20 protein-coding genes and 3 rRNA genes are annotated in these 26,450 nt (G+C 53.9%); 2 read left to right on the top strand and 21 right to left on the bottom strand.

Going from position 1 to position 26,450, the window contains the following annotated elements:
* Positions 1 to 2: 2 nt before the first annotated feature.
* The 8 genes from HMPREF1292_RS08405 to HMPREF1292_RS08435 all read right to left on the bottom strand — a co-directional run bounded on the left by HMPREF1292_RS08405 (position 3) and on the right by HMPREF1292_RS08435 (position 7,846).
* Positions 3 to 950: a copper transporter gene (locus tag HMPREF1292_RS08405; RefSeq protein WP_023019524.1), complete on the bottom strand. Its 948-nt coding sequence runs from the start codon at positions 948 to 950 to the stop codon at positions 3 to 5.
* Entirely contained in the window at positions 950 to 2,134 is a 1,185-nt protein-coding gene (gene steA, locus HMPREF1292_RS08410) for a putative cytokinetic ring protein SteA (protein WP_023019525.1), read from the bottom strand. Before steA ends, HMPREF1292_RS08405 begins: the two co-directional genes overlap by 1 nt.
* A gap of 50 nt (positions 2,135 to 2,184) precedes the next feature.
* The gene (gene recN / locus HMPREF1292_RS08415; RefSeq protein ID WP_023019526.1) at positions 2,185 to 3,912 is read right to left on the bottom strand and encodes a DNA repair protein RecN; all 1,728 of its coding nucleotides are present in this window, start codon (positions 3,910 to 3,912) and stop codon (positions 2,185 to 2,187) included.
* Between the two features lie 8 nt (positions 3,913 to 3,920).
* Positions 3,921 to 4,904: an NAD kinase gene (locus tag HMPREF1292_RS08420; RefSeq protein ID WP_023019527.1), complete on the bottom strand. Its 984-nt coding sequence runs from the start codon at positions 4,902 to 4,904 to the stop codon at positions 3,921 to 3,923.
* An 11-nt stretch (positions 4,905 to 4,915) separates the two neighbouring features.
* Entirely contained in the window at positions 4,916 to 5,752 is an 837-nt protein-coding gene (locus HMPREF1292_RS08425) for a TlyA family RNA methyltransferase (RefSeq protein ID WP_023019528.1), read from the bottom strand.
* 64 nt (positions 5,753 to 5,816) lie between these two features.
* Positions 5,817 to 5,984: a hypothetical protein gene (locus HMPREF1292_RS11280; protein ID WP_023019529.1), complete on the bottom strand. Its 168-nt coding sequence runs from the start codon at positions 5,982 to 5,984 to the stop codon at positions 5,817 to 5,819.
* Positions 5,985 to 5,987: 3 nt separating this feature from the next.
* Positions 5,988 to 7,016 (bottom strand): HAD-IIA family hydrolase, encoded by a 1,029-nt coding sequence (locus tag HMPREF1292_RS08430; protein WP_023019530.1) that lies wholly within the window; start codon positions 7,014 to 7,016, stop codon positions 5,988 to 5,990.
* Positions 7,013 to 7,846, bottom strand: coding sequence for a hypothetical protein (locus tag HMPREF1292_RS08435; protein ID WP_021353145.1), 834 nt, complete (start codon positions 7,844 to 7,846; stop codon positions 7,013 to 7,015). Before HMPREF1292_RS08435 ends, HMPREF1292_RS08430 begins: the two co-directional genes overlap by 4 nt.
* A gap of 440 nt (positions 7,847 to 8,286) precedes the next feature.
* Here HMPREF1292_RS08435 and HMPREF1292_RS08440 point away from each other — a divergent pair, with 440 nt between their 5' ends.
* On the top strand, positions 8,287 to 8,706 hold the full coding sequence (locus HMPREF1292_RS08440) for a thermonuclease family protein (RefSeq protein WP_051137389.1): 420 nt from the start codon (positions 8,287 to 8,289) through the stop codon (positions 8,704 to 8,706).
* Between the two features lie 196 nt (positions 8,707 to 8,902).
* On the opposite strand, the gene rrf is transcribed toward HMPREF1292_RS08440, so the two are convergent.
* The 13 genes from rrf to argC form a co-directional block, all read right to left on the bottom strand.
* A 5S ribosomal RNA gene (gene rrf / locus HMPREF1292_RS08445) occupies positions 8,903 to 9,021 on the bottom strand.
* 140 nt (positions 9,022 to 9,161) lie between these two features.
* A 23S ribosomal RNA gene (locus HMPREF1292_RS08450) occupies positions 9,162 to 12,216 on the bottom strand.
* Between the two features lie 375 nt (positions 12,217 to 12,591).
* A 16S ribosomal RNA gene (locus tag HMPREF1292_RS08455) occupies positions 12,592 to 14,107 on the bottom strand.
* The 16S, 23S and 5S rRNA genes sit together here, the layout of an rRNA operon.
* 559 nt (positions 14,108 to 14,666) lie before the next feature.
* Entirely contained in the window at positions 14,667 to 15,932 is a 1,266-nt protein-coding gene (gene tyrS, locus HMPREF1292_RS08460; RefSeq protein ID WP_023019532.1) for a tyrosine--tRNA ligase, read from the bottom strand.
* 2 nt (positions 15,933 to 15,934) lie between these two features.
* Positions 15,935 to 16,126: a Trm112 family protein gene (locus HMPREF1292_RS08465; RefSeq protein WP_023019533.1), complete on the bottom strand. Its 192-nt coding sequence runs from the start codon at positions 16,124 to 16,126 to the stop codon at positions 15,935 to 15,937.
* A 9-nt stretch (positions 16,127 to 16,135) separates the two neighbouring features.
* Positions 16,136 to 17,581, bottom strand: a complete 1,446-nt coding sequence (gene argH / locus HMPREF1292_RS08470) for an argininosuccinate lyase (protein WP_031267972.1) — start codon at positions 17,579 to 17,581, stop codon at positions 16,136 to 16,138.
* 8 nt (positions 17,582 to 17,589) lie between these two features.
* Positions 17,590 to 18,792: an argininosuccinate synthase gene (locus HMPREF1292_RS08475; RefSeq protein ID WP_021352201.1), complete on the bottom strand. Its 1,203-nt coding sequence runs from the start codon at positions 18,790 to 18,792 to the stop codon at positions 17,590 to 17,592.
* Between the two features lie 161 nt (positions 18,793 to 18,953).
* Positions 18,954 to 19,451, bottom strand: coding sequence for an arginine repressor (locus tag HMPREF1292_RS08480; RefSeq protein WP_021352202.1), 498 nt, complete (start codon positions 19,449 to 19,451; stop codon positions 18,954 to 18,956).
* Positions 19,448 to 20,443, bottom strand: coding sequence for an ornithine carbamoyltransferase (argF, locus tag HMPREF1292_RS08485; RefSeq protein ID WP_023019534.1), 996 nt, complete (start codon positions 20,441 to 20,443; stop codon positions 19,448 to 19,450). Before argF ends, HMPREF1292_RS08480 begins: the two co-directional genes overlap by 4 nt.
* An 8-nt stretch (positions 20,444 to 20,451) precedes the next feature.
* A complete protein-coding gene (locus tag HMPREF1292_RS08490; protein WP_023019535.1) occupies positions 20,452 to 21,624 on the bottom strand; it encodes an acetylornithine transaminase in 1,173 nt (390 codons plus the stop codon).
* Entirely contained in the window at positions 21,621 to 22,556 is a 936-nt protein-coding gene (gene argB, locus HMPREF1292_RS08495) for an acetylglutamate kinase (RefSeq protein WP_023019536.1), read from the bottom strand. The genes HMPREF1292_RS08490 and argB overlap by 4 nt, the downstream gene beginning before the upstream one ends.
* 43 nt (positions 22,557 to 22,599) lie before the next feature.
* Complete coding sequence (gene argJ, locus HMPREF1292_RS08500; protein ID WP_023019537.1) at positions 22,600 to 23,835, bottom strand: bifunctional glutamate N-acetyltransferase/amino-acid acetyltransferase ArgJ; 1,236 nt, start codon at positions 23,833 to 23,835, stop codon at positions 22,600 to 22,602.
* Between the two features lie 116 nt (positions 23,836 to 23,951).
* Positions 23,952 to 24,995, bottom strand: coding sequence for an N-acetyl-gamma-glutamyl-phosphate reductase (gene argC, locus HMPREF1292_RS08505; protein ID WP_021352207.1), 1,044 nt, complete (start codon positions 24,993 to 24,995; stop codon positions 23,952 to 23,954).
* Between the two features lie 151 nt (positions 24,996 to 25,146).
* Between argC and HMPREF1292_RS08510 the strand changes: the two genes are divergently transcribed.
* Positions 25,147 to 26,166 (top strand): formamidase, encoded by a 1,020-nt coding sequence (locus HMPREF1292_RS08510; RefSeq protein WP_023019538.1) that lies wholly within the window; start codon positions 25,147 to 25,149, stop codon positions 26,164 to 26,166.
* The last annotated feature ends 284 nt before the right edge of the window (positions 26,167 to 26,450 follow it).

Consider the following 26,450-nt stretch of genomic DNA (forward strand, 5'->3'; position numbering starts at 1 on the left):
GCTTAATGCTCCGGCAAAACCTCATCGGCGTTTTCGGAAAATCCATAAGCGCCGCTGCCGCCTTCTAGTTGTTCGGCGGCGGCGAGAACCGTCGCCAAGCGTCCCCAGGTCTGATCCACGGCTTCGACAGTGCTTACAGCTCCGGCGGTGCTGTCGCTTCCACGCAATTGAGTAATCACGTTGCTCGCCTCGTCATGGCCTACGCGACCGGCAATTACAGTGGCCCCGCCCGCTTCATCCAGGGCTTCGGCGAAAGCAGCTTGGTTTTTTGCCACAAAATCTGCACCGCTAGCCGTAGAGCCGGATCCGGTGACCATTACGATAGCCTGCCCGGGAAGGATAGTGCCGGACTCATACTCTAAATACTCAGCGTCCGCTAAAGTTTCCAGCAGTAACCCTCGGTCTTCCGTGGTGGAATTCGGTGTATCCGTGCCTTCGGCAAAGGTCAGAGCCGCGCCCAACGCTTGTCCTGCATGGGTGCCAGGATCCCGATTATCGGCAGAAAGTTCAGTACCCGCAGGCAAGGTATTTGCCACTATCGTTTTAAGCTGGTCTGCACCGTTTTGAGTAAAAAGCTTCTCGGAAAGTTTAATTAACCCCGAATCAATCGCACCAGCTCGTTGCAATGATGCCCGCAGTTTTTCTACATCCTCGTCGCTGGCATCGGCTGTTGCTAGCACCAAAACAGGCTGTTCATCGAGTACGCCATTAATGATATCTTGCCCGGCGGCAGCAACGACCTCATCAGCGGCTTCGGCTTTGCGCTGCGCGAATTTTCCTTCGGCTTCCAGCGACTCATATTCAGAACTCGCCACAGTATCACTGGACACACCAGTATTCATCGCACCCGGGATATTAGGGCTAAGCAAAAATACCCCCAGCCCCGCACCTAGAGCTAGACCGATTCCGGCACCAGCGATTCCGACACCTGCTCGTGGAGTACCAGCCATTAGCTAAACCAACCTTGCACAGTCGCGAAAATATTATCCCACGTAGAAGCAATGTTCTCAGCGAAATTACCGCTTCCCGCGATACCAACAATCAGCACTAACGCAGCTAGCGCCACCAAGACCCCAAGTGCTGCCCAAAGCCAACCTGCAGCAACACCTCTGCCAGTCTGGTACAAGCCAATAACCGCATTAGCATCTACGAGTTTCGAACCTACTTTGGTCCTGGTCAACAACGCCGCGGGGCTGGCATATTTTGCTTGTTGGAAGATATCTCCTAAGTCCAATGTGCTGCCGGCGTTCACAATGAAGCTTGCTCCGTGGTAATCAGCCAAAAGCAATGCTAGATCAGTAGCATTATCAATCGCTGCCGGGAAAGTCATGGCTCCAACGCCGAGATCCTGGATCCGCTCCAGACCTGGGGCATGCCCATCTGGGTCTGCTGGCAACACAACCTGCGCACCACAACGCAGTGAATCGGCCTCCATTGCAGTGGGGTTACCAACGATAATATCTGGGGTATACCCCATTTCCAGCAAAGTATCAGCGGCTTGTTCCACGCCGATAATCGATGGCTGATATTCGCGAATGAAATTGCGCAAATTCTTGATTTGCGCACGATGGTGCACACCAGGACTAACCACGAGGACTTTGCGTCCTGCCAGACCAGTTGGAACATCAGGAATGCCTAAGCCGTCAATCAACAGCGGCCCTTCCGAATGAATAAACTGGATTGTGTTGCCGAAATATGCCTCCATATGATCAATGAGGGATTGTTGTGCTTCCGCAAAAGCCTTTTCCGCGGATTCACGATTCACCGGATCGCCTTTGCCGATGAAACGATCCCCTAGGTAGATTTCACCTTCTTCGGTCACGCGCGCTTTTTTGCCTTCGCGCATTGCAGAGGCAAAGCCCTCCCCGGCGTTTTCCAACAGCACAACATCTTCGTCTAGCAACATGTGCGGGCCATAATTTGGCACGCCGCCTTCGGTGAATCGAGCGACGTTAATTACCACTGACGGGCCGGCATCAACGAGGTTTTGTGCCTCCCGCCGAGTTATATCGGCAGCGTTAATCACTGCGATATCGCCACGTTGGAATTTGCGCATTCCCTTTCCGCCAGGAGTGCAATCACGCACAGTGGCCTGAACTCCAGGAAGATCGGCATCTTTGTTAAACAACCCCATGCCAGGATATTTAACACGCGTTCAGCCCGGTAGTGGCCAAGGCGCGCCTGTTACCGGGTAGTTTTGTCCTGGTCTGCCTTATCTAATAATTCTGCTGCATGCGCACGCCCAGTCTCTGTGTCATCCAAACCGGCTAACATGCGGGCAAGTTCCTCCACGCGTTGCTCATAACCCAACGTGAGCACGCCAGAGGTGACTGTCTCATCAGTGACTTCTTTAGCTACGTGCAAATGTGTATCCGCATAAGCTGCGACCTGTGGTAGATGCGTGACGACGATGACCTGATTATGCACCGCCAAGCGGGCCAAACGCCGGCCTATCTCGACCGCCGCACGGCCGCCGACGCCAGCATCAACTTCATCAAAAACCATCGTGGCACCAGTAGTTTCTGCAGAAATGATGACTTCCAATGCCAACATCACGCGCGATAATTCGCCACCGGACGCAGCGGTAGAAAGCGGTTGTGCCCGTGCTGCATCATTCGGCGCAAGTAGCAGTTCAACCTCATCAGCACCAGATTCTGCTGGCTGGATTTGTCGAACAGCAACCTCTAAACGTGCTTTCGGCATTGCCAAACCCTGTATCTCGGCGGTTGCCGCCTTTTCTAATTCCCCAGCGGCTCTAAGGCGTGCAGCAGAAAGTTTTTTCGCAGCCGCACGCATATTTTTCTCTGCCGTTTGCATGCGCTTTTGCAATTCTTCGAGTGCATGGGCTGAAGTGTCGATGCTCGCTAACCGTTTTTCCGCAGCGTCGCGCCACGCAATCACTTCGCTAATCGTCGGGGCATATTTGCGCGTCAAGTTTTTCAGTTCGTGCTGGCGTTGAAGTGCAGATTCTAACTGATCTGGATCTGCCGGTAGCTCCCCAAGAAAGCCGCCAAGTTCTGCGGAAATTTCCCCTAATTGCGTAGTGATATCGCCAAGTTTGTCCGCCAAGGCAGACAATTGTGGGTCATCAGAGCCCCGTACCGCTGATTCCGCCTGCCCCAGGAGAGTCGAAGCAGGGTCAGTTTCGCTAAACCCGTCTGATCCACCGGCAGCCTCCGCGCCGTCGATCGCGGTCAGTGCTGACATAGCTTGTTCACGGAGGGAGTCGACGTCTTGCAAGCGACGAATCCGGGTAATCAGCTCCTCGTCTTCACCAGCTTCCGGCGAAATCTCGTCGATTTCGTCAATCGCGAATTGCAAACGATCAATTTCTTGAGCCAGCTCGCGACGAGACTCTGTCCGAATTTTGAAGTCTCGCTGCAATCTTTTCCAGTCCCGATAATGAACTTGGTAATCCACAAGTAGAGCGGAATTCTTTGGCGCAAACCGATCAAGCGCAGCACGCTGTTCTTCTGGAGCCAACAAACGCAGTTGGTCATTTTGCCCGTGAATGGCCAAGACATAGGAAGAAAATTCCGCCAGCTTCGCGGCAGGCACCGAACGTCCTCCTAAGTGCGCCTTAGATCTCCCCTGGGCGCTAACCGTGCGGGCAGCGATGTATTCGCCATTTTCGTCTGCAGAACCGCCCCCAGATTCAACGATTTCTTTCACCGATTGTTGCGCACTGGAGCTAAGCTCATCAGTGAGAAAGCTACCTTCAACGACGGCTTTTTTAGCTCCCGTTCGTACCCGGGACGCGTCGGCACGGCTACCTGCGAGCAACCGAAGCCCGGTAACCACCATGGTTTTGCCGGCACCGGTCTCGCCAGTGAGCACGGTTAACCCGGAAGACAGTTCTGCTGAGGCATGACGAATCACGCCTAAATCTTCGATCGTGATATCCGCGAGCATAACCTTGACTACTCGCCTCCCCCTCGTGCATCGTCCGTGTCGTTGGCCCCGCGGCGAAGTCCCCGTGGACCACGCCACCCCTCCACCGGCAACCAAAATTTGTTAACGAGGCGGTCGGTGAACGGTTTATCATCCAAGCGTACCCAACGAATCGGATGTGCGCCTCGAACCACCTCTACTCGCGATCCCGGAGGCATAGTGATTTGCCGATGACCGTCCATAATCACGACCGCCTCATCAGTTTGCGAAGCGGACTCTACCGCCACCGTCGATGCCGGTGAAACTACAAGTGGTTTAGCAAAAAGCGCGTGCGCATTGTTCGGCACCACCAAAATCGCATCCAACTCAGGCCACAAGACTGGCCCACCAGCAGAAAACGAATACGCGGTAGACCCCGTCGGTGTCGAGATCAGCACACCATCGCAACCGAATGAACTCACCGGCCGGCCGTCGACTTCGAGAATGGCATCAAGCACTCCACGTCGATTCTGACTATGCATGCTAACTTCATTGAGCGCCCAAGAACGACCAACTTCTTCCCCAGCTGCATCGACTACGACCGTGTCAATGGTCATGCGCTCTTCAATGCGATAATCGCGCTTGACGACGCGCTCGATCGCGGTTTCCAGCGATTCCTCTTCCCACTCGGCAAGAAAGCCGACATGGCCCATGTTCACACCTAGGACCGGGACGTCAACTGCATGTGCCAAGTCTGCAGCACGCAAAAAAGTGCCATCTCCTCCGAGAACAAGCACCAGCTCGCAACCACGCGCAGCTTCTGGTTCTGCAGCAACCAACGGATACAGGGAGAGATACGGATGTTCGCTCACGCCGGTGGTTCGATCATCAACGACGATGCGCACAGAAATACCAGCGGCAGAAAGCAAGCGAACAACGCGTTCGGTGGTAGCTACGTTGCCCATGCTGCCAGTATGCGGGACCAACAAGACGACACGCTGGTCACTAGCGCGCCGGTTGCTCTGAGCAGCCATGTTCAACCTCGTCACTGTGGTCCTTTCTCAACCGCATTATGAATTAACTCGTGCAAAACCGAGTCAGACGGCATCCGTGCTCCACCGTCTTTCTTCAGCCATAAAAAGTATTCTACGTTTCCGCTCGGACCTGGCAGCCGCGAGGCCCCTGCCGCTAGCGTCGATAAGCCCAACTCAGCAGCAAATTCAGCAACCCCAATGGTGACTTCTTCTCGTAGCTGTGCGCTGCGCACTACTCCGCGATTTCCAAGTCGATTCTTACCGACTTCAAACTGTGGTTTGACCATAGGAAGTAGGTCAGCGCCGTCGGCAAGCACCGAAGCAATAGCAGGCAGCACTAACCGCCAAGAGATAAAAGATAAGTCTCCAACCATGGCATCGCAGTAGCCCTCCGTGTCATCAACAGTGACGTGCCGCAGATTAAGCTGTTCTTTCACCAACACCTGCGGGTGGCTGCGCAACCGCGGAATCAATTGCTCACGTCCGACGTCAGCGGCCACGACCACAGAGGCTCCACAGTGCAAACACACATCAGTGAAACCTCCGGTTGATGCACCAGCATCAAGAACCTTTTTGCCCGTAAGATCCAGGCCTGCAGGCGCAAATTCCTCGAGTGCTCCGAGCAATTTATAAGCGCCCCGCGATGCCCATTCCGGCTCGCCACCACCGCTAACCGTCACCAAGTTCGAATGCGTCACTGGGAAAGAGGGTTTCCGAATAACTGTCCCCTCGACAACAACCAAGCCATCTTTAATCAATCTGACCGCATGTTCCCGTGACCGGGCCAACTCGCGGTACACCAGCGCTGCATCGAGCCGTGAGCGGGATTCTTTGTGCGTGTCGTGCATGGGTTACTCGTCATTCCTGAGCTCGGTGTTTCGTGTTGCGATGACTACTTCCGCGATCAACACGCTAATTTTCTTGTAGACCACGTTGCAAGATCTGATGTGCCCGTTCGAGTTGTTCGGCTTCCATTTCTAGATCGGTTGCTGGTTGTGCAAACACATGGTCCAGTTCATCGGCAAGTTCACCCGGGGTAATCGATAAGGCGTTGGGGTCACGCGGTTTTGGTACAGACATGGCTTAGTTCCAGCTATCTACAGCTTTTTCGGCAAACTCTGATCGCGGATGGATATACCGGGGTGGCTTCGGCAGTGCCCACGCGACTTCAAGCACGGTGCGCAACGCAGCAGCCGAATGGGCAGCCTGCCCTTGGCCGTTGTTACCGTGACCTTCTACCGAGCCGCGTTCCAATAAAACATCGTGCCCATCGCCACGCGCGGTAAAACCATTTTGCGCCCCGGGTCGTAGTTGTTCAGCAGGAAGGAGGACATCAGCAAGATCAACGCCAATATAAGTTGGCCGGTGCTCCGGTGATGCCTCAAGCAAATCGATTGCCCCCGAAACTCCTGTAAGCACATGCAAGGAAGCGAAACCAGCGTTGTTGGCACCAGCAATATCTGTATTTAAGCGATCGCCTATGCACAGCGGATTCTTTGCCCCGATCTTCTGCGCAGCCAAATGGAATAATTCCGGTTCCGGCTTACCCGCTGCCCGGGGGTGCACCCCAGTAGACGCTGTAACTGCAGCGGCCATCGCACCGTTGCCCAGATAAAACCCGCGTTCTGTAGGCAGTGAAGTATCCGCGTTAGTCAAAATATAGCGAGCGCCGGCACGAACAGCCAATGCAATTTCCGACAACTGAGCCCAACCATTTTCTGGGTTATGTCCCTGCACAACTGTTGCGATCCCTGCGTTGACGGGGTCGTCGCCAGCTGAGGTCACTACCCGGTACCCCGCGTCTGCAATGGTTTCTTGCAGCCAAGCGGTGCCGACAACGAGCACGGTAGTGCCCGGCTCAGCTTCTTGTTGCAGCAGCTGCACAACTGCATCGACCGAATTAAACACCGTGGGACTCTCGTTGTTTATCCCTAAGGCACGGAGTTTTTCAGCGACGGCAGCATGGGCTTTTGAAGCGTTATTAGTTACGAAGGCGACGGGAACGGAGACATCGTTCAGGGCCGAAATAGCTGATGCAATGGCAGTGTCACCATTCCACACCGTGCCGTCCAAGTCGACAAGTAGACCATCATGCTGAGTTAACAGACTCATGAGCTTTTCTTCAACTCCTCTAAGCGCACTTCTGCATCAGTCCACTCTTCTTCATCAATTTCAGCAGCGTGCTCGAACCAATCCAGAGCTTCGTCACGACGGCCGGCCTCCAACAGTGCGTTGGCGTAGGCATAGCTCAGGCGCACAGCTGCCATCCCCCGATCAGCTTTATCTGGATTAGCGCGCTGCAAAGTAATCACGGCGCTGTCCGCCTGTTGCTGATCTAGGCGAGCACCCGCGGCGACAATCGCTAATTCAATGGCCTCGTCGAGAGGTAAATTGCGGGCTTCTGGTGACTTTGATAATTCGATAGCTTTTTCCGGCCGCCCAAGGCCGCGTTCGCAGTCAGCCATTACGGCCAAAAGACCGGGACCACCGTGCATACGTCGCGAAGCGCGGAGCTCTGCTAGAGCCTCTTTCCACTCACCAGCATGATAGGCCGCGATGCCGTTTACCTCCCGAGCGACCGAAACTCGGCCGGCACGGTCCTTAGCTGCGCGGGCATGACGCAATGCTAGCTGTGGATCTTCTTCCATCAGCGTAGCCGACATAATCATGTGTTTAGCTACAGAATCCGCGTTATCTTTCGACAAGACCTTCAAATCTTGCAGAACAGTTGGATCCAGGACGGTTGGATCAATATCATCTGGTAGATCAGGCTCTGTTGAGCGTTTGTTCAAGCGATCTTCCCGGAAACCAGGTTTCTGGGGCCCCTTATTCGCCTTCGCGGAACGCTGGGAATCGAATTGCCTGCCCCCGCGATTCTGGCTGTGGGTCCGTTTGTTGCCTTTGTTTCCAGTTCGCCGTGGTCGACCCGCGGGTTTATTCATACAGGATCCTCTTTCTAATTATCGTTGCGCCAAAAATCTGCCAGCTTCCAGCTAGCTTAGCGAACTGGATAGAGCAGCGATAGCTACAGTAGGCGGAATCACCGTTAGCGGACGACATGGCAAAGCGTGTAAAGGTAGGAAAAGAAAACAGAAGGGGTTGGGACAGCGAAGGCGACGAAGGCTCGTTGGACTACGCTGAGCGGACCTGGCCCTAAAGAACTAAAAGCTCCGGATTATGCTAAGCCGAGAAACGTTAAACCTGCACCGGGAAAAATAATTAACCGAAGAACGCTGAAACAGCCAGGAGGCAAACGGTGGACCAGAGGAGATCGAAATCTGCGCTCGGACTTACAATTATTGCAGCCCTTCTGTACGGGGGCTATCAATTACTGGGTTCCGATATAGACAACGGGCAGAGGCCAGAGCGCACAGACAGGACTGTGGTTGTCGCTAGCGTCGTCGATGGCGATACTATTCGCGTAAGGAAGCCTGGAACTTCGGAAACAACGCGGATCCGGCTGTTGAATATAGATACGCCGGAGCTCAATAAAGAATGTTACGCCGACGAGGCCAAACAGTTTGTCGAAGACCTGATTCCGGAAGGTACGCAAGTGCAGTTGGTTTATGATCAGGAACAAGCTGACCACTATGGGCGAGAGCTAGCAGGAGTATATGCCGGAGAAACCTTTGTAAACCGAGAAGTCGCCGCTGCTGGTTTAGCAGTACCGATCTTGGTGCAACCAAACACACTATTTTACGAAGAAATTGAGCGGGCTGCTGCCGAAGCGAAAGAAAGTCGACGTGGGGTATTTGCAGCTGATAGCGGATGTGAGTTTGCTGGTTATAAGACCCAAAATTAGACTAAGAAAAAAATGCACTGTCGTCCGGACTCTGCCTCTTGTGGCGCACTTAAGCGCGTTCAAAGGTAATATGCTGAGCCACGAAAACCTGGCGCCATAAATTGGGTGTGGATATGTTTGTGGCCCGTGGTTGAATGCACCACCACGATGCACCCAACCACGGGCCAAACAAACAATCAAACATGAAATTATATAGTGTCGGCAGCAACCTACTCTCCCACACCCTCCCGAGTGCAGTACCATCAGCGCGACGCAGGCTTAGCTTCCGGGTTCGGAATGGGACCGGGCGTTTCCCTGCCGCTATCAACCACCGACACAACCAACCAGACAACACACAAACAAATCATGTGCCCGTCAACCACACAAACACGGCGTGGTGTGTCAAACACTGCATAGTGGACGCAAAGCACAACAAAAATTAATCTCTCACGAAAAACACCAGCCAAAAAACCGGCATGTTGTAGTAGTTCGGTGAATTAGTACCAGTCACCTCCACGCCTTACAACGCTTCCAGATCTGGCCTATCAACCCCATAGTCTCTAGGGCACCTAATAACGAAACCTCATCTCAAAACAGGCTTCCCGCTTAGATGCTTTCAGCGGTTATCCCTTCTACACGTAGCCAACCAGCCATGCCACGGGCGTGACAACTGGCACACTAGAGGTGTATCCATCCCGGTCCTCTCGTACTAGGGACAGCCTTTTTCAAGTTTCTACGCGCGCGGCGGATAGAGACCGAACTGTCTCACGACGTTCTGAACCCAGCTCGCGTGCCGCTTTAATGGGCGAACAGCCCAACCCTTGGGACCTACTCCAGCCCCAGGATGCGACGAGCCGACATCGAGGTGCCAAACCATCCCGTCGATATGGACTCTTGGGGAAGATCAGCCTGTTATCCCCGGGGTACCTTTTATCCGTTGAGCGACACCACATCCACAAGTAGGTGCCGGATCACTAGTCCCGACTTTCGTCCCTGCTCGAGCAGTAACTCTCACAGTCAAGCTTCCTTGTGCACTTACACTCAAAACCTGATTGCCAACCAGGCTGAGGAAACCTTTGGGCGCCTCCGTTACTCTTTAGGAGGCAACCGCCCCAGTTAAACTACCCACCAGGCACTGTCCCCAACCCAGATCATGGGCCAAGGTTAAGGTATCCGATCAAGCCAGAGTGGTATTTCAACAACGACTCCACACACACTAGCGTGCATGCCTCACAGTCTCCCACCTATCCTACACAAGCCAAACCGAACACCAATACCAAGCTATAGTGAAGGTCCCGGGGTCTTTTCGTCCTGCCGCGCGTAACGAGCATCTTTACTCGTACTGCAATTTCACCGGGCCTGTGGTTGAGACAGCAGGGGTCTCGTTACGCCATTCGTGCAGGTCGGAACTTACCCGACAAGGAATTTCGCTACCTTAGGATGGTTATAGTTACCACCGCCGTTTACTGGGGCTTAAATTCTCCGCTTCGACCCAAAAGATCTAACAGGTCCTCTTAACCTTCCAGCACCGGGCAGGCGTCAGTCCATATACATCAACTTAACGTTTTCGCATGGACCTGTGTTTTTGATAAACAGTCGGACCCCTCTATTCTCTGCGGCCCCACCAAGCAAAACCCGGTGGGGCTCCCCTTCTCCCGAAGTTACGGGGACATTTTGCCGAGTTCCTTAACCACAGTTCACCCGAACGCCTTAGTATTCTCAACCTGACTACCTGTGTCGGTTTAGGGTACGGGCCGAATATGCACTCGCTAGAGGCTTTTCTCGACAGCATAAGCACACCACATTCACCCAAAAAAGGGCTACGCATCACGCCTCAGCAAACAGTGCCCGGATTTACCAATGGCACCAACCTCAACGCTTACACCAACAATCCAATAAGCGGCGTGGCTGCCCCACTGCGTCACCCCATCACTTGGACCACAGATCAGGCCCCACAAACTCAACCCATCAACACACTCAAAGAGCATAATCAATGAGTCTCACACGTGGTTAGTATCACTGCTTTACCATTGACGCACACACTCGGGTACCAGAATATCAACTGGTTATCCATCGACTACGCCTGTCGGCCTCGCCTTAGGTCCCGACTCACCCTGGGAAGACGAACTTGACCCAGGAACCCTTAGTCATCCGGCGGTAAGGATTCTCACCTTACAATTCGTTACTCATGCCTGCATTCTCACTCGCACACAATCCACACGTGTTCACACTCATGCTTCACCTCATGCACGACGCTCCCCTACCCAACTAAAAATAGTTGCCGCGGCTTCGGCGGTGTACTTGAGCCCCACTACATTGTCGGCGCAGAACCACTCGACCAGTGAGCTATTACGCACTCTTTCAAGGATGGCTGCTTCTAAGCCAACCTCCTGGCTGTCATCGCGATCCCACATCCTTTTCCACTTAGTACACCCTTAGGGGCCTTAGCCGGCGATCTGGGCTGTTTCCCTCTCGACTATGAAGCTTATCCCCCACAGTCTCACTGCCGTAGAACACTTCAATGGCATTCGGAGTTTGTCTGATGTTGCTAAGATGATAGTCCCGCTCAACCAAACAGTAGCTCTACCTCCACCAAGCTAACCTACGACGCTGCACCTAAATGCATTTCGGGGAGAACCAGCTATCACGGAGTTTGATTGGCCTTTCACCCCTACCCACAGCTCATCCCCGCAGTTTTCAACCTACGTGGGTTCGCGCCTCCACAACCTCTTACAGCTGCTTCACACTGGCCATGGGTAGATCACCCCGCTTCGGGTCCAGGACATGCCACTACAACACCCTAATTAGGATTCGCTTTCGCTACGACTACCCCACACGGGTTAACCTCGCGACATGCCGCTGACTCGCAGGCTCATTCTTCAAAAGGCACGCCATCACACAACAAAAGGTGCTCTGACGGATTGTAAGCACATGGTTTCAGGAACTATTTCACTCCCCTCCCGGGGTACTTTTCACCATTCCCTCACGGTACTATCCGCTATCGGTCACACTAAGTATTTAGGCTTACCGGGTGGTCCCGGCAGATTCACGGCAGATTCCACGAGCCCGCCGCTACTCGGGAAACAACAACCAACACGCACATGCCTTCAACTACAGGACTCTCACCTACTCCGGTGGGCCATTCCAAACCACTTCACCTAACACGCACGCACCAGCACAGCCATGGTAGTGACTGAACAATTGCTCCCAACAACCCCACACATGCAACCCCTACCAGGTATCACACACATGCAGTTTAGCCAACATTCGCGTTCGCTCGCCGCTACTAACGAAATCACTATTGTTTCCTTCTCCTACGGGTACTGAGATGTTTCACTTCCCCGCGTAACCCCCATACTGACTATAAATTCACCAGCAGGTGACTGCGAATAACCACAGCCGGGTTTCCCCATTCGGACATCCTCGGATCAACGCTCGATTGACAACTCCCCGAGGCATAACGCAGCCTTCCACGTCCTTCATCGGCTTAGCATGCCAAGGCATCCACCATGTGCCCTTACAACACACAACAAAATAAACACAAAAGAAAAAAATTACAGCACACACAACACAACAAAAGCTGCATCATGCGCACAGATGCTCGCGTCCACTATACAGTTCTCACACACCACACCAACCACAACCACAAGCAAACACAAACGTTCACCCACAGCCATGATGGTCAACGAACAACACACAAGTGCTGCCCGAGACACCCAACAACGTGCCAACACACAAAAAAATGATACCCACTCAACCAAGTGAAAACAGAATGCAAACCCACAAACAAAAAATAATAACGCTGCAACCCACACACCCACATACAGGTGCATGAACAACAATCACAGCAAAACACTGACCACCCACAACTGTGGAAACAATCAGTGCACAATAAAAACTCCTTAGAAAGGAGGTGATCCAGCCGCACCTTCCGGTACGGCTACCTTGTTACGACTTCGTCCCAATCGCCGATCCCACCTTCGACGGCTCCCTAAACGAGTTTGAGCCACCGGCTTCGGGTGTTACCAACTTTCATGACGTGACGGGCGGTGTGTACAAGGCCCGGGAACGTATTCACCGCAGCATTGCTGATCTGCGATTACTAGCGACTCCGACTTCATGGGGTCGAGTTGCAGACCCCAATCCGAACTAAGACCAGCTTTAAGCGATTAGCTCACCCTCACAGGCTCGCTGCGCATTGTACCGGCCATTGTAGCATGTGTGAAGCCCTGGACATAAGGGGCATGATGACTTGACGTCGTCCCCACCTTCCTCCGAGTTAACCCCGGCAGTCTCTCATGAGTCCCCACCATAACGTGCTGGCAACATAAGACAAGGGTTGCGCTCGTTGCGGGACTTAACCCAACATCTCACGACACGAGCTGACGACAGCCATGCACCACCTGTACACTAGCCACAAGGGAAACTACATCTCTGCAGCGATCCAGTGTATGTCAAGCCCAGGTAAGGTTCTTCGCGTTGCATCGAATTAATCCACATGCTCCGCCGCTTGTGCGGGCCCCCGTCAATTCCTTTGAGTTTTAGCCTTGCGGCCGTACTCCCCAGGCGGGGCGCTTAATGCGTTAGCTACGGCACAGAAACCCCAAAAGGTCCCTACACCTAGCGCCCACCGTTTACGGCATGGACTACCAGGGTATCTAATCCTGTTTGCTACCCATGCTTTCGCTCCTCAGCGTCAGTAACTGCCCAGTAACCTGCCTTCGCCATCGGTGTTCCTCCTGATATCTGCGCATTTCACCGCTACACCAGGAATTCCAGTTACCCCTACAGTACTCAAGTCAGCCCGTATCGCCTGCACGCCCACAGTTAAGCTGTGGAATTTCACAGACGACGTGACAAACCACCTACGAGCTCTTTACGCCCAGTAATTCCGGACAACGCTTGCACCCTACGTATTACCGCGGCTGCTGGCACGTAGTTAGCCGGTGCTTCTTCTCCAGGTACCGTCACAAAACGCTTCGTCCCTGGCGAAAGGAGTTTACAACCCGAAGGCCGTCATCCCCCACGCGGCGTCGCTGCATCAGGCTTGCGCCCATTGTGCAATATTCCCCACTGCTGCCTCCCGTAGGAGTCTGGGCCGTATCTCAGTCCCAATGTGGCCGACCAACCTCTCAGTCCGGCTACCCGTCGCCGCCTTGGTAGGCCATTACCCCACCAACAAGCTGATAGGCCGCGGGCTCATCCTACACCGAAAAAACTTTCCACCACACACACTAAAGCATGGTCCTATCCGGTATTAGACCCAGTTTCCCAGGCTTATCCCAGAGTGCAGGGCAGATCACCCACGTGTTACTCACCCGTTCGCCACTCGAGCACCTCCGAAGAGGCCTTTCCGTTCGACTTGCATGTGTTAAGCACGCCGCCAGCGTTCGTCCTGAGCCAGGATCAAACTCTCCATAAAAAATCAGAAAAAGAGTCTGATAACCTAGTCAAAAAACTACAAAAGAAAAATCAAAGAGCAACACTTACTCAAAACGATTAATCAAATGCAGAAACAAAAAGGATCTACATCCCACTAATCAAGTAAGTATCAAAAATAATAAGTACATTGACACGCTATTGAGTTCTCACACAACACCACCACCCCACTACTCAAGCACCCTTATCAACGAGCGCCCTTCCGTAAAGCAGCCAGACCGATGTTACACACTACGTTGTAGAAACACAAACCAGAACACTGTGTCGTTCACCACAACAACCGGAACCAGAAAGCACCCACAACCAGCGCCACCCACCAACACAACAAACAGCAAAAACCATCCGAAAGCCAGCGAGCATCGGCCCTATAAAATTATCACCATCACCACCAGACAAACAAAGAACACAACCACCAGAACCAACATCCTGTGAAGTTATTTTCTCTGTCAGCCCCTCGCGGCGACTTGGATTAATCTACACACGTTATAGATTGTTCACAAATCGCCAGGTCATAAGGCATAAATCGCGATATATAACTTGCCCTATATCGTGACTTTCGCCCCGGCAAAGTTTTTCTTTCCACGCCGCAGTACCAACCATTTGCCATGCAACAGGTCGTCCGTTTCTGGCTCCCATTCAGCTGATTCTATGCGCTGGTTATTCACGTATGCACCGCCTTCTTTGATCGTTCGGCGAGCAGCGCCTTTGGATTCCGCTAAACCGGAAACAACCAACAGATCTACGATTGAACGTGCTTCACCTGCACAGATTTTCGCAACTGTGGTTTCTTGTAGCGCACCTTCTAGCGTCCGCTCATCGAGGTCTGCCAAATCGGCACGACCGAATAAAGCTTGCGACGCCAGTTGCACGGCTTTTCGTGCTTCCACTCCGTGAACCAGGTCGGTCATTTCTTCAGCCAGCCGCCGTTGCGCGGCACGCTTGTGCGGTTCTTCGGCTACGGCACGCTCGTATTCAGCAATTTCTTCTTGTGAAAGGAACGTGAACATCTTGAGATAACGCACAACGTCGGTATCACCAGCATTCACAAAATACTGGTACCACGCGTAAGGACTAGTTTTTTCCGGGTCCAACCATAGCTTTCCGCCCCCAGTGGATTTCCCAAACTTCTTCCCGCTGGCATCTGTAACCAATGGAACTGTTAGCGCGTGGGTTTTCGCACCAGAAACACGACGGTTCAAATCAACACCAGAAATGATGTTGCCCCATTGGTCCGAGCCACCAATCTGCAACACCACATCGTGTTCTTTGTTCAAGTACAGGTAATCATTGGCTTGCAACAACATGTAGGAAAACTCAGTGTAAGAAATTCCATCCGATTCCAAACGACGCTTCACGGTCTCACGGTCCAACATGGTGTTCAGCGAGAAGTTTTTTCCGATATCTCGCAGGAATTGCACGACAGACATTCCCATCGTCCAGTCCGCGTTATTGACCAATGTCGCAGCGTTATCGCCCGTGAAGTCTACAAACTGTCGCAGCTGTTTTTTAATCGCAGAGACGTTAGCTTCAAGCTCCGCTTCGCTGAGCATCGAACGCTCCCCCACATCACGAGGGTCTCCAATAAAACCAGTAGCACCACCTGCCAAAACAAACGGCCGATGACCTGCTTCTTGAAAACGCCGCAGCATAATCATCGGAACCAAGTGGCCAGCGTGCAAGGAATCCCCAGTCGGATCGAATCCGCAATACAACGCGATGGGCTTCGATGTCGCTTCGCGCAGCTCATCGAGATCAGTGGACTGATTAATCAGACCACGCCATTGCAGTTCAGCAACGATATTGTTCATGGTTAATTCTCTCCTTGGGAATCATTCGGCCACTCCATTGCTTCGTCGGCAAGCAGCACAGGCACATTCTCGTCAATACGGTAGGCAATGCCTTTCCGTTCATTGACGAGCACGTTTTCTGCTTCGCGATACACCAATGGACCTTTGTCTTGTGGACAGGCCAAAATTTCCAATAACCGGGGATCAAGACTCATGCGGCTAGCTTATCGCTTCGCTTTATCCGCGACAGTGATAGAGGCCCATTCACGGAACTCGGTGGCTGCCTTTTCCACGGATTCGCGCTGTTCGTCGACGCGGACACCAGCAGTTCCGCCACGGGTTGCTCGCGATGCCACCGCGCCATCAATGGTCAGTACATCACGAACCTCTGGGGTCAATCGCCTGTCGACGCTTGCAAGCTGCTCATCGGAGAGATCCACCAGATCAACCCCTGCTTGTTCAGCTAAGCGGACGCACGAACCAGACGCTTCGTGTGCTTCACGGAATGGGACTCCCTGACGCACCATCCACTCGGCCAAGTCCGTGGCCAAGGTAAACCCGCGGGGTGCGAGTTCACGCATCCGGTCTTCGTGGAATACCAGCGTAGAAACCAAGCCCGTCATTGCGGGAAGCACCAAGTTTAACTGGGCAAAACCGTCGACAAGCGGTTCTTTGTCCTCTTGCAAATCGCGGTTATACGCCAGAGGCAAAGCCTTGCACGTCGAAAGCAGCCCGGTGAGATTACCAATTAGCCTGCCAGTCTTCCCACGCTGCAGTTCCGGAATGTCCGGGTTCTTTTTCTGCGGCATGATCGATGAGCCCGTGGACCATTCATCACTCAAGGTGACATAGCCAAATTCTGGCGTCGACCAGGCAATAATTTCTTCGGACAGGCGGGACATGTCGACGGAGATCTGCGCCAACACGAATGCTGCTTCCGTAGCAAAATCTCGCGATGAGGTTCCGTCCAAAGAGTTTTCCGCAGAACTGTCAAAGCCCAGCTCCTCCGCGATAGCTTCTGGGTCCAGCTGCAACGAAGAACCAGCCAACGCACCAGAACCATAGGGCGATACTGCCAAACGCTTATCTAAATCGCGGAGTCGATCAAGATCGCGCAGCAACGGTTGTGCGTGGGCCAGCAGGCCGTGCGCCAACAAGATCGGCTGCGCAGCCTGGAAATGAGTCTTACCCGGCATGATTACACGTGGGTGTGCTTTTGCCTGTGCCGCAAGCGCGTCGATGAGGTCGACAACTTGCGTAGCTACGTCGCGAATGGCGTCGCGTACCCACATGCGGAATAACGTGGCAACCTGGTCGTTACGTGAACGACCTGCCCGCAACCGGCCTCCCAATTCCTTGCCAACACGATCAATCAGGCCACGCTCCATCGCACCATGCACGTCTTCATCGCCAGGATCCGGCGTAAACTCGCCCGATTCGACATCACGGCCAAGCTGGTCAAGACCAGCGAGCATTGCCTCCAAGTCCTCATCCGAGAGCAACTCAGCTTTATGTAAAACACGGGCGTGAGCTTTCGAGGCAAGCACATCATAAGGTGCAAGAACCCAATCAAAGTGCGTGGATACAGATAGCGCAGCCATGGCATCGGACGGACCGCCTGAAAAGCGTCCGCCCCACAGTGCGCCTTCGTTCGTGGAATGCGCCTGAATTCCAGCCATTAGTTATTTGCCTCGCGATCACGCTTGTTAGAAATCTGGGTGGACAGACCGTGCAACTGAACGAAGCCTTTCGCGGCGGTCTGGTCGAAGGTATCGCCAGTATCGTAAGTAGCCAGGTTGAAATCATACAGCGACTGGTTTGAGCGACGGCCGTTAACGATGATGTTGCCGGCGTGCAATACCAGACGGATATCGCCGGTGACGTGCTCCTGGGTCGACTGGATAAAAGCATCCAACGACTTCTTCAATGGGCTGAACCACAGGCCGTCGTAAACTTCTTCAGACCAACGGGCATCGATGCTGCGCTTGTAACGAGCAACCTCACGCTCCAGGCAGACGTCTTCGATGGCTTCGTGCGCCTTAATCAACACCATCGCGCCCGGGGCTTCGTAAACTTCACGAGACTTGATACCAACCAAACGGTCTTCCACCATGTCCAACCGGCCTACGCCCTGCGCACCTGCACGGCGGTTGAGCTCTTCAATAATTTCAAGCGGAGAAAGCTTCTTGCCATCAACAGCAACCGGGCGTCCGGCTTCGAAAGAAATGATCACTTCGTCTGGAGCGTTACCCAGCGCTGGGTCCTCAGTGTATGCGTAGAGATCTTTTGTTGGAGGGTTCCACAAGTCTTCCAGGAAGCCAGTCTCGACAGCACGGCCCCATACATTTTGGTCAATCGAGAATGGTGATTTCTCCGATTGCTCAATCGGCAAATCAATCTCGTTAGCAAACTCGATGGCTTTATCACGAGTCCAGGCATAGTCACGCGCTGGCGCAATGATGTCCAGTGATGGATCCAACGCACGGAAGGAAACTTCGAAGCGAACCTGGTCATTACCCTTACCAGTGCAACCGTGAGAGACGTGCGTGCCGCCGTGTTCTTGGGCAGCCTGCACCAGGTGCTTGACGATCAGCGGACGCGAAATCGCAGACACCAGTGGGTACTGCTTCATGTACATGCCATTGGCCTGGACCGTCGGCAAGCAATATTCTTCAGCGAACTCGTCGCGAGCATCGACGACAATGGATTCCACAGCGCCGCAATCCAGTGCACGCTGACGGACCGATTCCATGTCTTCGCCCCCCTGGCCCAGGTCTAGTGCCACGGCGACAACTTCGCCTTCCGTTTGGCGTGCCAGGTATGGAATAGCTACTGAGGTGTCCAAACCTCCGGAGTACGCAAGTACGATGCGGTTTTTCATGATCGTTCCTTTACTGTTGTTTGTTGCTTTCGGTTGTTCCGGGCGCTATCGACGAGAAGCGTGACCCGCCGTTGGTACGGAGCCAACACCGTCCGGAATCAGTGTAGAGGCCCGCCATTGTTTAACAATGTTCGGGGTTTTGGGTACTTTTCGCGCTGGGGTTACTCGGGGTCAATCGTGGCTGCCCCATCCGCCAAGGAGTCGATGAGTTCTTTTCCAGTGAGCGGATCACGTGCGAGCACAAAGACGGTATCATCACCAGCAATCGTGCCGACGATGTCGGATACACCCACTCGGTCAATGAAACTCGCGAGGTAGGGCGCGGCACCGGGCGGCGTACGGAGCACCGCTGTATTCGCCGAGTGATCAGCTGCAACCACGAGATCAGCCATCATTTTGCGGAGTTTATCCCGAGGGCCGGACGCAGACGGTACTTGTAGTGATTCGGCGTCGCCGACCACATAAAAGCTGCGGCCGTCGACGGGTTTGACCTTCCGAGCGCCGAGCTCGTCGAGGTCTCGAGACAGCGTGGCCTGGGTGGTTTCGAAGCCTTCGGCCAATAAGAGCTTGGATAGTTGCGCCTGCGAATAAATGCGCGTCTGTTCCAGCAATTCCACGATCCGTGCTTGGCGCCCGGTACGGGAGTAGGTGTGTGTCATAGCTTCCTCGCTTTCGCTACTGGATTACCGGAGGCAATGCCCAGCAACCACACAAGCACGGCCTTTTGTGCATGCAGACGGTTTTCTGCCTCGTCAAAAACACGTGAAGCTGGGCCATCAATGACCTCTGCCGTGACTTCATTACCACGATATGCCGGAAGGCAGTGCAGGAAAATCGCGTTTTCTGCTGCCTTGTCCATGATTTCTTGCGTTACCCGGTACGGCACGAATGGCGTGGTGCGATCTTTACCGTCGCCTTCTTGCCCCATGGATACCCAAGTATCAGTGATCACGACTTCCGCGCCCGCCACATCTGCCGGATCCGCACTCACGGTCACATTGCCGCCAGTAATTTTTGCTTGTCGACGAGCACGATCAACGAATTTCACCTGCGGTTGGAAATCTTCGGGTGAAATGATCCACACATCCATACCAGCCATCGCCAGGCCCAGCATGTAGGAGTTAGCCATGTTCTGGTCGCCGTCACCCAGATATGCAACCTTCTTGCCGGACAATCCTGCTGCTCCTTTGTCTGGGCAGAGAGATTCCGTCATGGTCTGCAGGTCTGCCAAGATCTGGCACGGGTGGAAATCATCTGAAAGCGCGTTGATGACAGGCACGGTGGCGTGTGCCGCCATATCTTCCAAGCCTGCTTGCTCGTACGTGCGCCAGGCAATCGCCTCGACGTAGCGCGAAAGCACCCGCGCAGTATCGGCAACAGTTTCACCTTTGCCCATCTGGGAGGCGCCGGCCTCGGTAACGATGGCACTTCCTCCCAGCTGAGCGATACCGGCATCGAAAGAAAAACGAGTACGAGTCGAAGTCTTATCGAAGACGACTGCCACACTGCGGCCGCCGGACAATGGGCGGTGGCTCAGCGGGTCGGCTTTCAATTCAGCAGCGAGAGCAAGAATTTCTTTTTGCTCAGCGGGAGTAATCGAATCATCCGCCAATAAATGACGAAGCTGTGAAGGTTGTGTTTGCGATGTCATAAAAGTCCTTAATCGAGTATTTCTTGCAGTATTGTTACGCATTCATCGACGTGTCGTCGTTCGATAATTAACGGTGGAGTCAAGCGCACGACCTTGTCACTTGGAGCGTTAAGGATCAGGCCGCGCTCGAGACCTGCAACGACGACCTCTTTCGCGTTCGCTGACTCGAGCACCACTCCGAGCATCAAACCGGTACCGCGAACTTCCGAGACTGCGGAAAGCTGCTGCAGCTGGCTGCGAAGATACGCACCGATTTCACGTACGTGCTGCAAGAATCTTTCATCCAGAGTGTTAAGCACCGTGCGGGCTGCTGCCAAGACCACAGGATTTCCACCAAACGTGGTGCCGTGCTGGCCGGGCTGGAGGTATTGTGCAGCTGCACCGCGAGCCAGCACTGCCCCCATCGGCAGACCACCGCCGAGGCCTTTGGCCATGGTGACGACGTCTGGAACCACTCCGGCGTACTCATGGGCGAAAAACTTTCCGGTTCGTCCTACCCCGGTTTGTACCTCATCAGCGACCATAAGAATGCCGTAGTCGTCGCACAGCTGACGCACTGCAGCCAGGAAACCTTCCGGCGCGGGAATCACCCCGGTTTCGCCTTGAATTGGCTCGGCGAAAATCGCGGCAATGCCGTCAGGATCTTCCTCGACGATCTCACGCAGTTTCTGCACGTCGCCGTAGGGGTAGAAATCCACCCCACCTGGCAGCGGTTCAAATGGGGCTCGTTTTTCTGGTTGTCCCGTCAGCGCGAGTGCGCCCATAGTGCGCCCATGAAAGCCGGCCTCTGCTGCCAATACCCGGCCACGACCTGTCAGGCGGGCAATCTTGAACGCAGCCTCATTAGCTTCCGCCCCGGAATTGCAGAAAAACACCCGAGCGCTGTCGTCTTTGCCATCAGCGAAGCGCTGTTTCAGCGAAGTAGCAACCTCAACAGAATGCGGGGTGGCGAAGATGTTTGAGGTATGCCCCAGTGTGGCAATCTGCGTGCTCACAGCCTCGACAATATCCGGGTGCGCCTGCCCTAAAGCATTCACCGCGATGCCAGCTAGCATATCGAGATAACGCTTCCCCTCAGTATCGGTGAGATACATGCCTTGCCCACCGGTTAAGCTGATAGCTGGGATTCCGTAGTTATTCATCAATGCACTAGACCAATCGTTTGCTGTTTTCTGCATCATGCGTGATCATCCTTTCGCAGCACGGTTCCGCCGGGATAGTGCCTGCTTCGGTGATTATTTGGCAACACCATGGTGCCCACACCGCCTTCGGTGAGTAGCTCCAGCACCACCGAATGCGCCTCCCGGCCGTCGATAACGTGGGCTGCATTAACGCCACCGCGAACCGCATTGAGGCAGGCTTCCATTTTCGGGATCATGCCGCTATCCAGCCCCGGTAACAAGGCGTCGAGTTCGTCAACTTCAATGGTAGAAACCAGCGAGTCGCGGTCCGGCCAGTCTTTATAAAGGCCTTCCACATTGGTCAGTACCAACAAACGTTCCGCGCCAATCGCAGAAGCTAATGCGCCAGCAGCAATATCGGCGTTGACGTTGTACACCTCGCCGTCGTGATCAGGCGCAATTGTGGAAACCACAGGAATGCGCCCGGCAGCAATAATGTCCATCAAGGCTTCCGGGTTGACGCTGACGATATCACCCACGTGTCCGATATCTACTTGTTCTCCCTCGATATCTAGGTAGCGCTTTTCTGCGGTAAACAGCCCCGCATCTTCGCCAGAGGTTCCGACCGCATACGGCCCATGGGAATTGATAAGACCTACCAAATCACGGCCAACTTGCCCAAACAACACCATGCGGACGACATCCATGACCTCTGGAGTAGTAACCCGAAAGCCGCCCTTAAACTCCCCTTCAAGGCCAAGACGCTCTAGCATCTCCGTAATCTGCGGTCCACCGCCGTGGACAACTACGGGTCGAGCCCCGATCGTGCGCAACAACACCATGTCTTTCGCGAACGCTGCTTTTAACTCGTCATCCACCATGGCATTGCCGCCATACTTCACGACGACTATCTTGTCGCGAAGGTGTTGTAGCCATGGCAATGCTTCAGACAGCACTGCTGCTCGGTCGCGGTTACTGAGGTGTTCCAACATGGCCACGGGCTCCTTATTTCCTGGTTTTTGTCTTGGGGACGCGTTATGAGCTGTATGCCGAATTAATTTCGACGTAGTCATGAGACAGGTCAGTGGTGCGCACGAAAGCACTGCCCGGACCACCGGTGCCAAGATCTACTCGGACGTCGATATCAGCCCCAGACAGGTCGACCTCGCGTGCAGCCGGCGTACCAGTGGTGGCTTTGCAGACCGCATGATTGTTGAAATAGACGCTGATGTTATCCGGATCCATGTCCGCATCAGCCATACCAACGGCGGCCAAAACGCGCCCCCAGTTGGGATCTGAACCAAACATGGCACATTTGAAAAGGTTGTCGCGGCCCAGCGTGCGAGCGGCATTGAGCGCCTGTAAGTCATCCGTGGTGCCTTCGACAGTGATTTTCACGCGCTTGGTGACGCCTTCGGCATCCGCTTGCAATTGGTCTGCCAAGTCCGCACAGGCCGCGAGAACCGCTTCATTCAATACTTCTTGCGTGGTAGTCTCACCGGATGCCCCGCTGGCCATCAGTACCACGGTGTCGTTCGTAGAGGTCGATCCGTCCACATCGAGGGTGTCAAAAGTCAGCGCAGTTGCTTTCTGCAACGCAATAGCGAGTTGTTCTGGGGTAGCTGACAAGTCCGTCGTCAAGCACACCAACATGGTGGCCAGCGATGGTGCCATCATGCCTACACCTTTGCCCATTCCACCGAGGCTCCAGCCATCGCCATTCACCAGAGTTTGTTTCACCGTGGTATCGGTGGTCATGATCGCTCGTGCTGCACCCTTGCCATGGTCTGGGCTACTTCCCAACACACCGGGTAGCTTTTCGATACCAGCTGATACGTTGTCCATCGGCATCGGCTCACCAATCAGCCCGGTTGAACATACAGCTACGTGGTTGGAGTCGAAATTCAGTAATTCAGCAAGTTCAGTCTGCATCTGCTGTGCGTCGCGAAGCCCCAGTGCACCATTGCACGCGTTGGCATTGCCAGCGTTATACAGCACTGCGCGCAACTGACCGTCGGCAAGAGCTTCACGCGAGACCTTAACCGGCGCAGCCACCACGCGGTTCCGAGTGAAAACACCTGCCGCGGAAAATTCTGGGCCATCGTTGACAACTAACGCTAGGTCAGCCTTGCCGGAGGGCTTGATTCCCGCTTTGACACTCGCCGCCCGAAATCCCTGTGGCACGGTAACTCCGCGGGCACTATGGGAACATTCTCTATTCGCTCCTGCCTGTGGCGTGGAGCTATCTGCGCTGCTCTCTGGGTTGGTCATAGGAAATCCTCGTAGTTTTATGGTTGGCTAAAACATTTGTGCCGGTGCCGTGCGCAAAGCTGGTATTAGCTTCGTTGGCGTTTTATTCGGCGCATCTACGGTTCGTCCTCGTCGGGTTAGGGCGCTAGGCCTGGGTGAGTAAGCCCGGCGGTTTCCTCAAACCCCAGCATCAGGTTCATGCATTGCACAGCCGCTCCACCGGTCCCTTTGGTTAAGTTGTCGAGTACTGCGGTGATCAACAAAGTGTTGGTTGCTTCGTTGACCTCGGCTTGTATCTGGCAAGTGTTTGCGCCAATGACATGTTGCGTTTCCGGTTGCTGACCTGCAGGGAGCACCTGAATGAATGGCTCATCACGGTAGAAATCATGAAAGATATCGGTGATTTCTTCTTGCGACAACGGCGCCGTAAGTTGTGCGGTAGCCGTGGTCAAAATTCCGCGGGTTGCGGGTGCAAGCACCGGCGTGAAGTTGATGCGGTAGTCCTGATCGCGGATTTCGCGGAGGTTTTGCACCACTTCTGGGTTGTGGCGGTGCTTGCCGGAGGTGTTATAAGCACGCAGGTTACCCGTGGTTTCAGACCCTAACAGCGCAACCGCGGCCTTTTTACCAGCACCAGACGTACCGGTAATCGAGACGATGTTGATTGCCGGTTCGATTACTGCTGCCGCTACGGCAGGCAGTAAAGCAAGCGTCATTCCCGTGGGAAAACACCCAGGAACAGCTACCTTGTTTGCTGCCGCAATTTCAGCGCGGTGCCCTGGCATTTCTGGAATACCATACGGCCACTGGCCTGCATATTCCCCGCCATAGTACGCATCCCAGTCCGCTTTCTTCTGTAGCCGGAAATCAGCCGCACAGTCAATGATTATGGTGTCGTTTGGCAGCTGCTTCGCCAATTCTGCAGAGTGCCCGTGTGGCAGGCCCAAGAAAACAACATCGTGACCAGACAGAACTTCGACTGTGGTGTCTTCAATCATACGATCACGTAGCTGTAACAAATGCGGCATCTGCTGTGAAACAGGCTTACCGGCATGTGAGTGGCCAGTCAGTGCACCGATTCGCAAGTCACCATCCCGATAACGCGGATGGTTCAGCAACAAGCGGAGAATCTCACCGCCTGCATAACCGGTGGCTCCTGCTACAGCAACTGAAATCGTCATAGCGCCACCCTAGCAAACTTTATGCACGAAAGTGCAAATTATTCAATCATGAATATTTACCGGCCTTTCTTCGCAGAAAACCGCGGCGTGGCCACCTTTAGGCGTACAGTGGGACATATATCGTAATCCACATCACCTGAAGGAGTGACCCATGTCTAGCACTGGTTCGATTTCTGCTTCACCCGACGGCTTGCTCATGGCCCTTGTGCAGTACCGCGTCCCCATCGTTGAAAGCCCAGAAGACGTACAGAAAAACGTGGACGAGATCTGCCGCCGTGTAGCATCAACCAAAGCCGGTTATCCGGACTTGGACTTGATCGTTTTCCCGGAATACTCCACATCGGGGCTCAACACCGCAATCTGGTCCTATGATGAATTCCTCATCGCAGTTGACTCTCCTGAGGTCGATCAGTTCCGCAAAGCGTGTAAAGACAACAACGTTTGGGGCGTCTTCTCCATCATGGAGCCACACCACGAAGAAGGAAAGCCGCCATTTAATACCGCGATCATCATCGACAACAATGGTGAACTAGCCCTCCACTACCGCAAGCTACAGCCCTGGACACCAATCGAGCCCTGGTCGCCCGGTGATCTCGGCATGCCTGTTTGTGACGGGCCAAAAGGATCCAAGCTTGCCGTCAATATTTGCCACGACGGCATGTTCCCGGAACTGGCCCGCGAAGCAGCATATAAAGGCGCAAATGTCTATATCCGCATTTCTGGTTACAGCACGCAGGTGCAAGATCAATGGATAATGACCAACAAGACCAATGCGTTCCAGAACCTCATGTTCACCGCATCCGTCAACTTGGCAGGATACGACAATGTCTTCTATTACTTCGGTGAAGGCAATGTGTGCAACTACGACGGAAACCTCATCGCGGAAGGCCACCGTAACCCAGACGAGATTGTCACCGCCGAGATCTTCCCGGCGCTTGCCGATAAGGCTCGCATCAACTGGGGCTTGGAAAACAACATCTTCAACCTGGGCAATCGGGGCTATGTCGCTGTTCCTGGTGGCGCCACCGAAAACTACCTCACCTGGATCGATGATCTCGCCAAGGGGCAGTATAAGCTCCCGTGGGCAGATGAAGTACGCATTAAAGACGGCTGGAAGTACTACCCAGATGGCCCACAGCTGGGACCATTACCAGAAAAGTTCAAGAAATAAGAGGCCGTCTTTCCGGTAAAGCTTTCGTTCCAGAAAGCCCTAAAGGCTGATTGTCTCCCGTGGCTAACACGACGTCAGAGCGATGTCGTGTTAGCCGCTTTTTGTTTAGCGATGCAGACTCTCCATGCTCAAAAACACCCCCCGCTGGCGGATTCATAGAAAATCCGAAAGCTGTTCAACAACCCCAGTTGTTTTCATAACCTGAGTCACTTATTCTAAGAACACTTGGGCGTAGCCCGTGTCACATTCTCTTTATGTGATGCCGCCAGGCACTTTAGCCTGCC

Source organism: Corynebacterium sp. KPL1995, assembly GCF_000477935.1.
GTDB lineage: Bacteria > Actinomycetota > Actinomycetes > Mycobacteriales > Mycobacteriaceae > Corynebacterium > Corynebacterium pseudodiphtheriticum.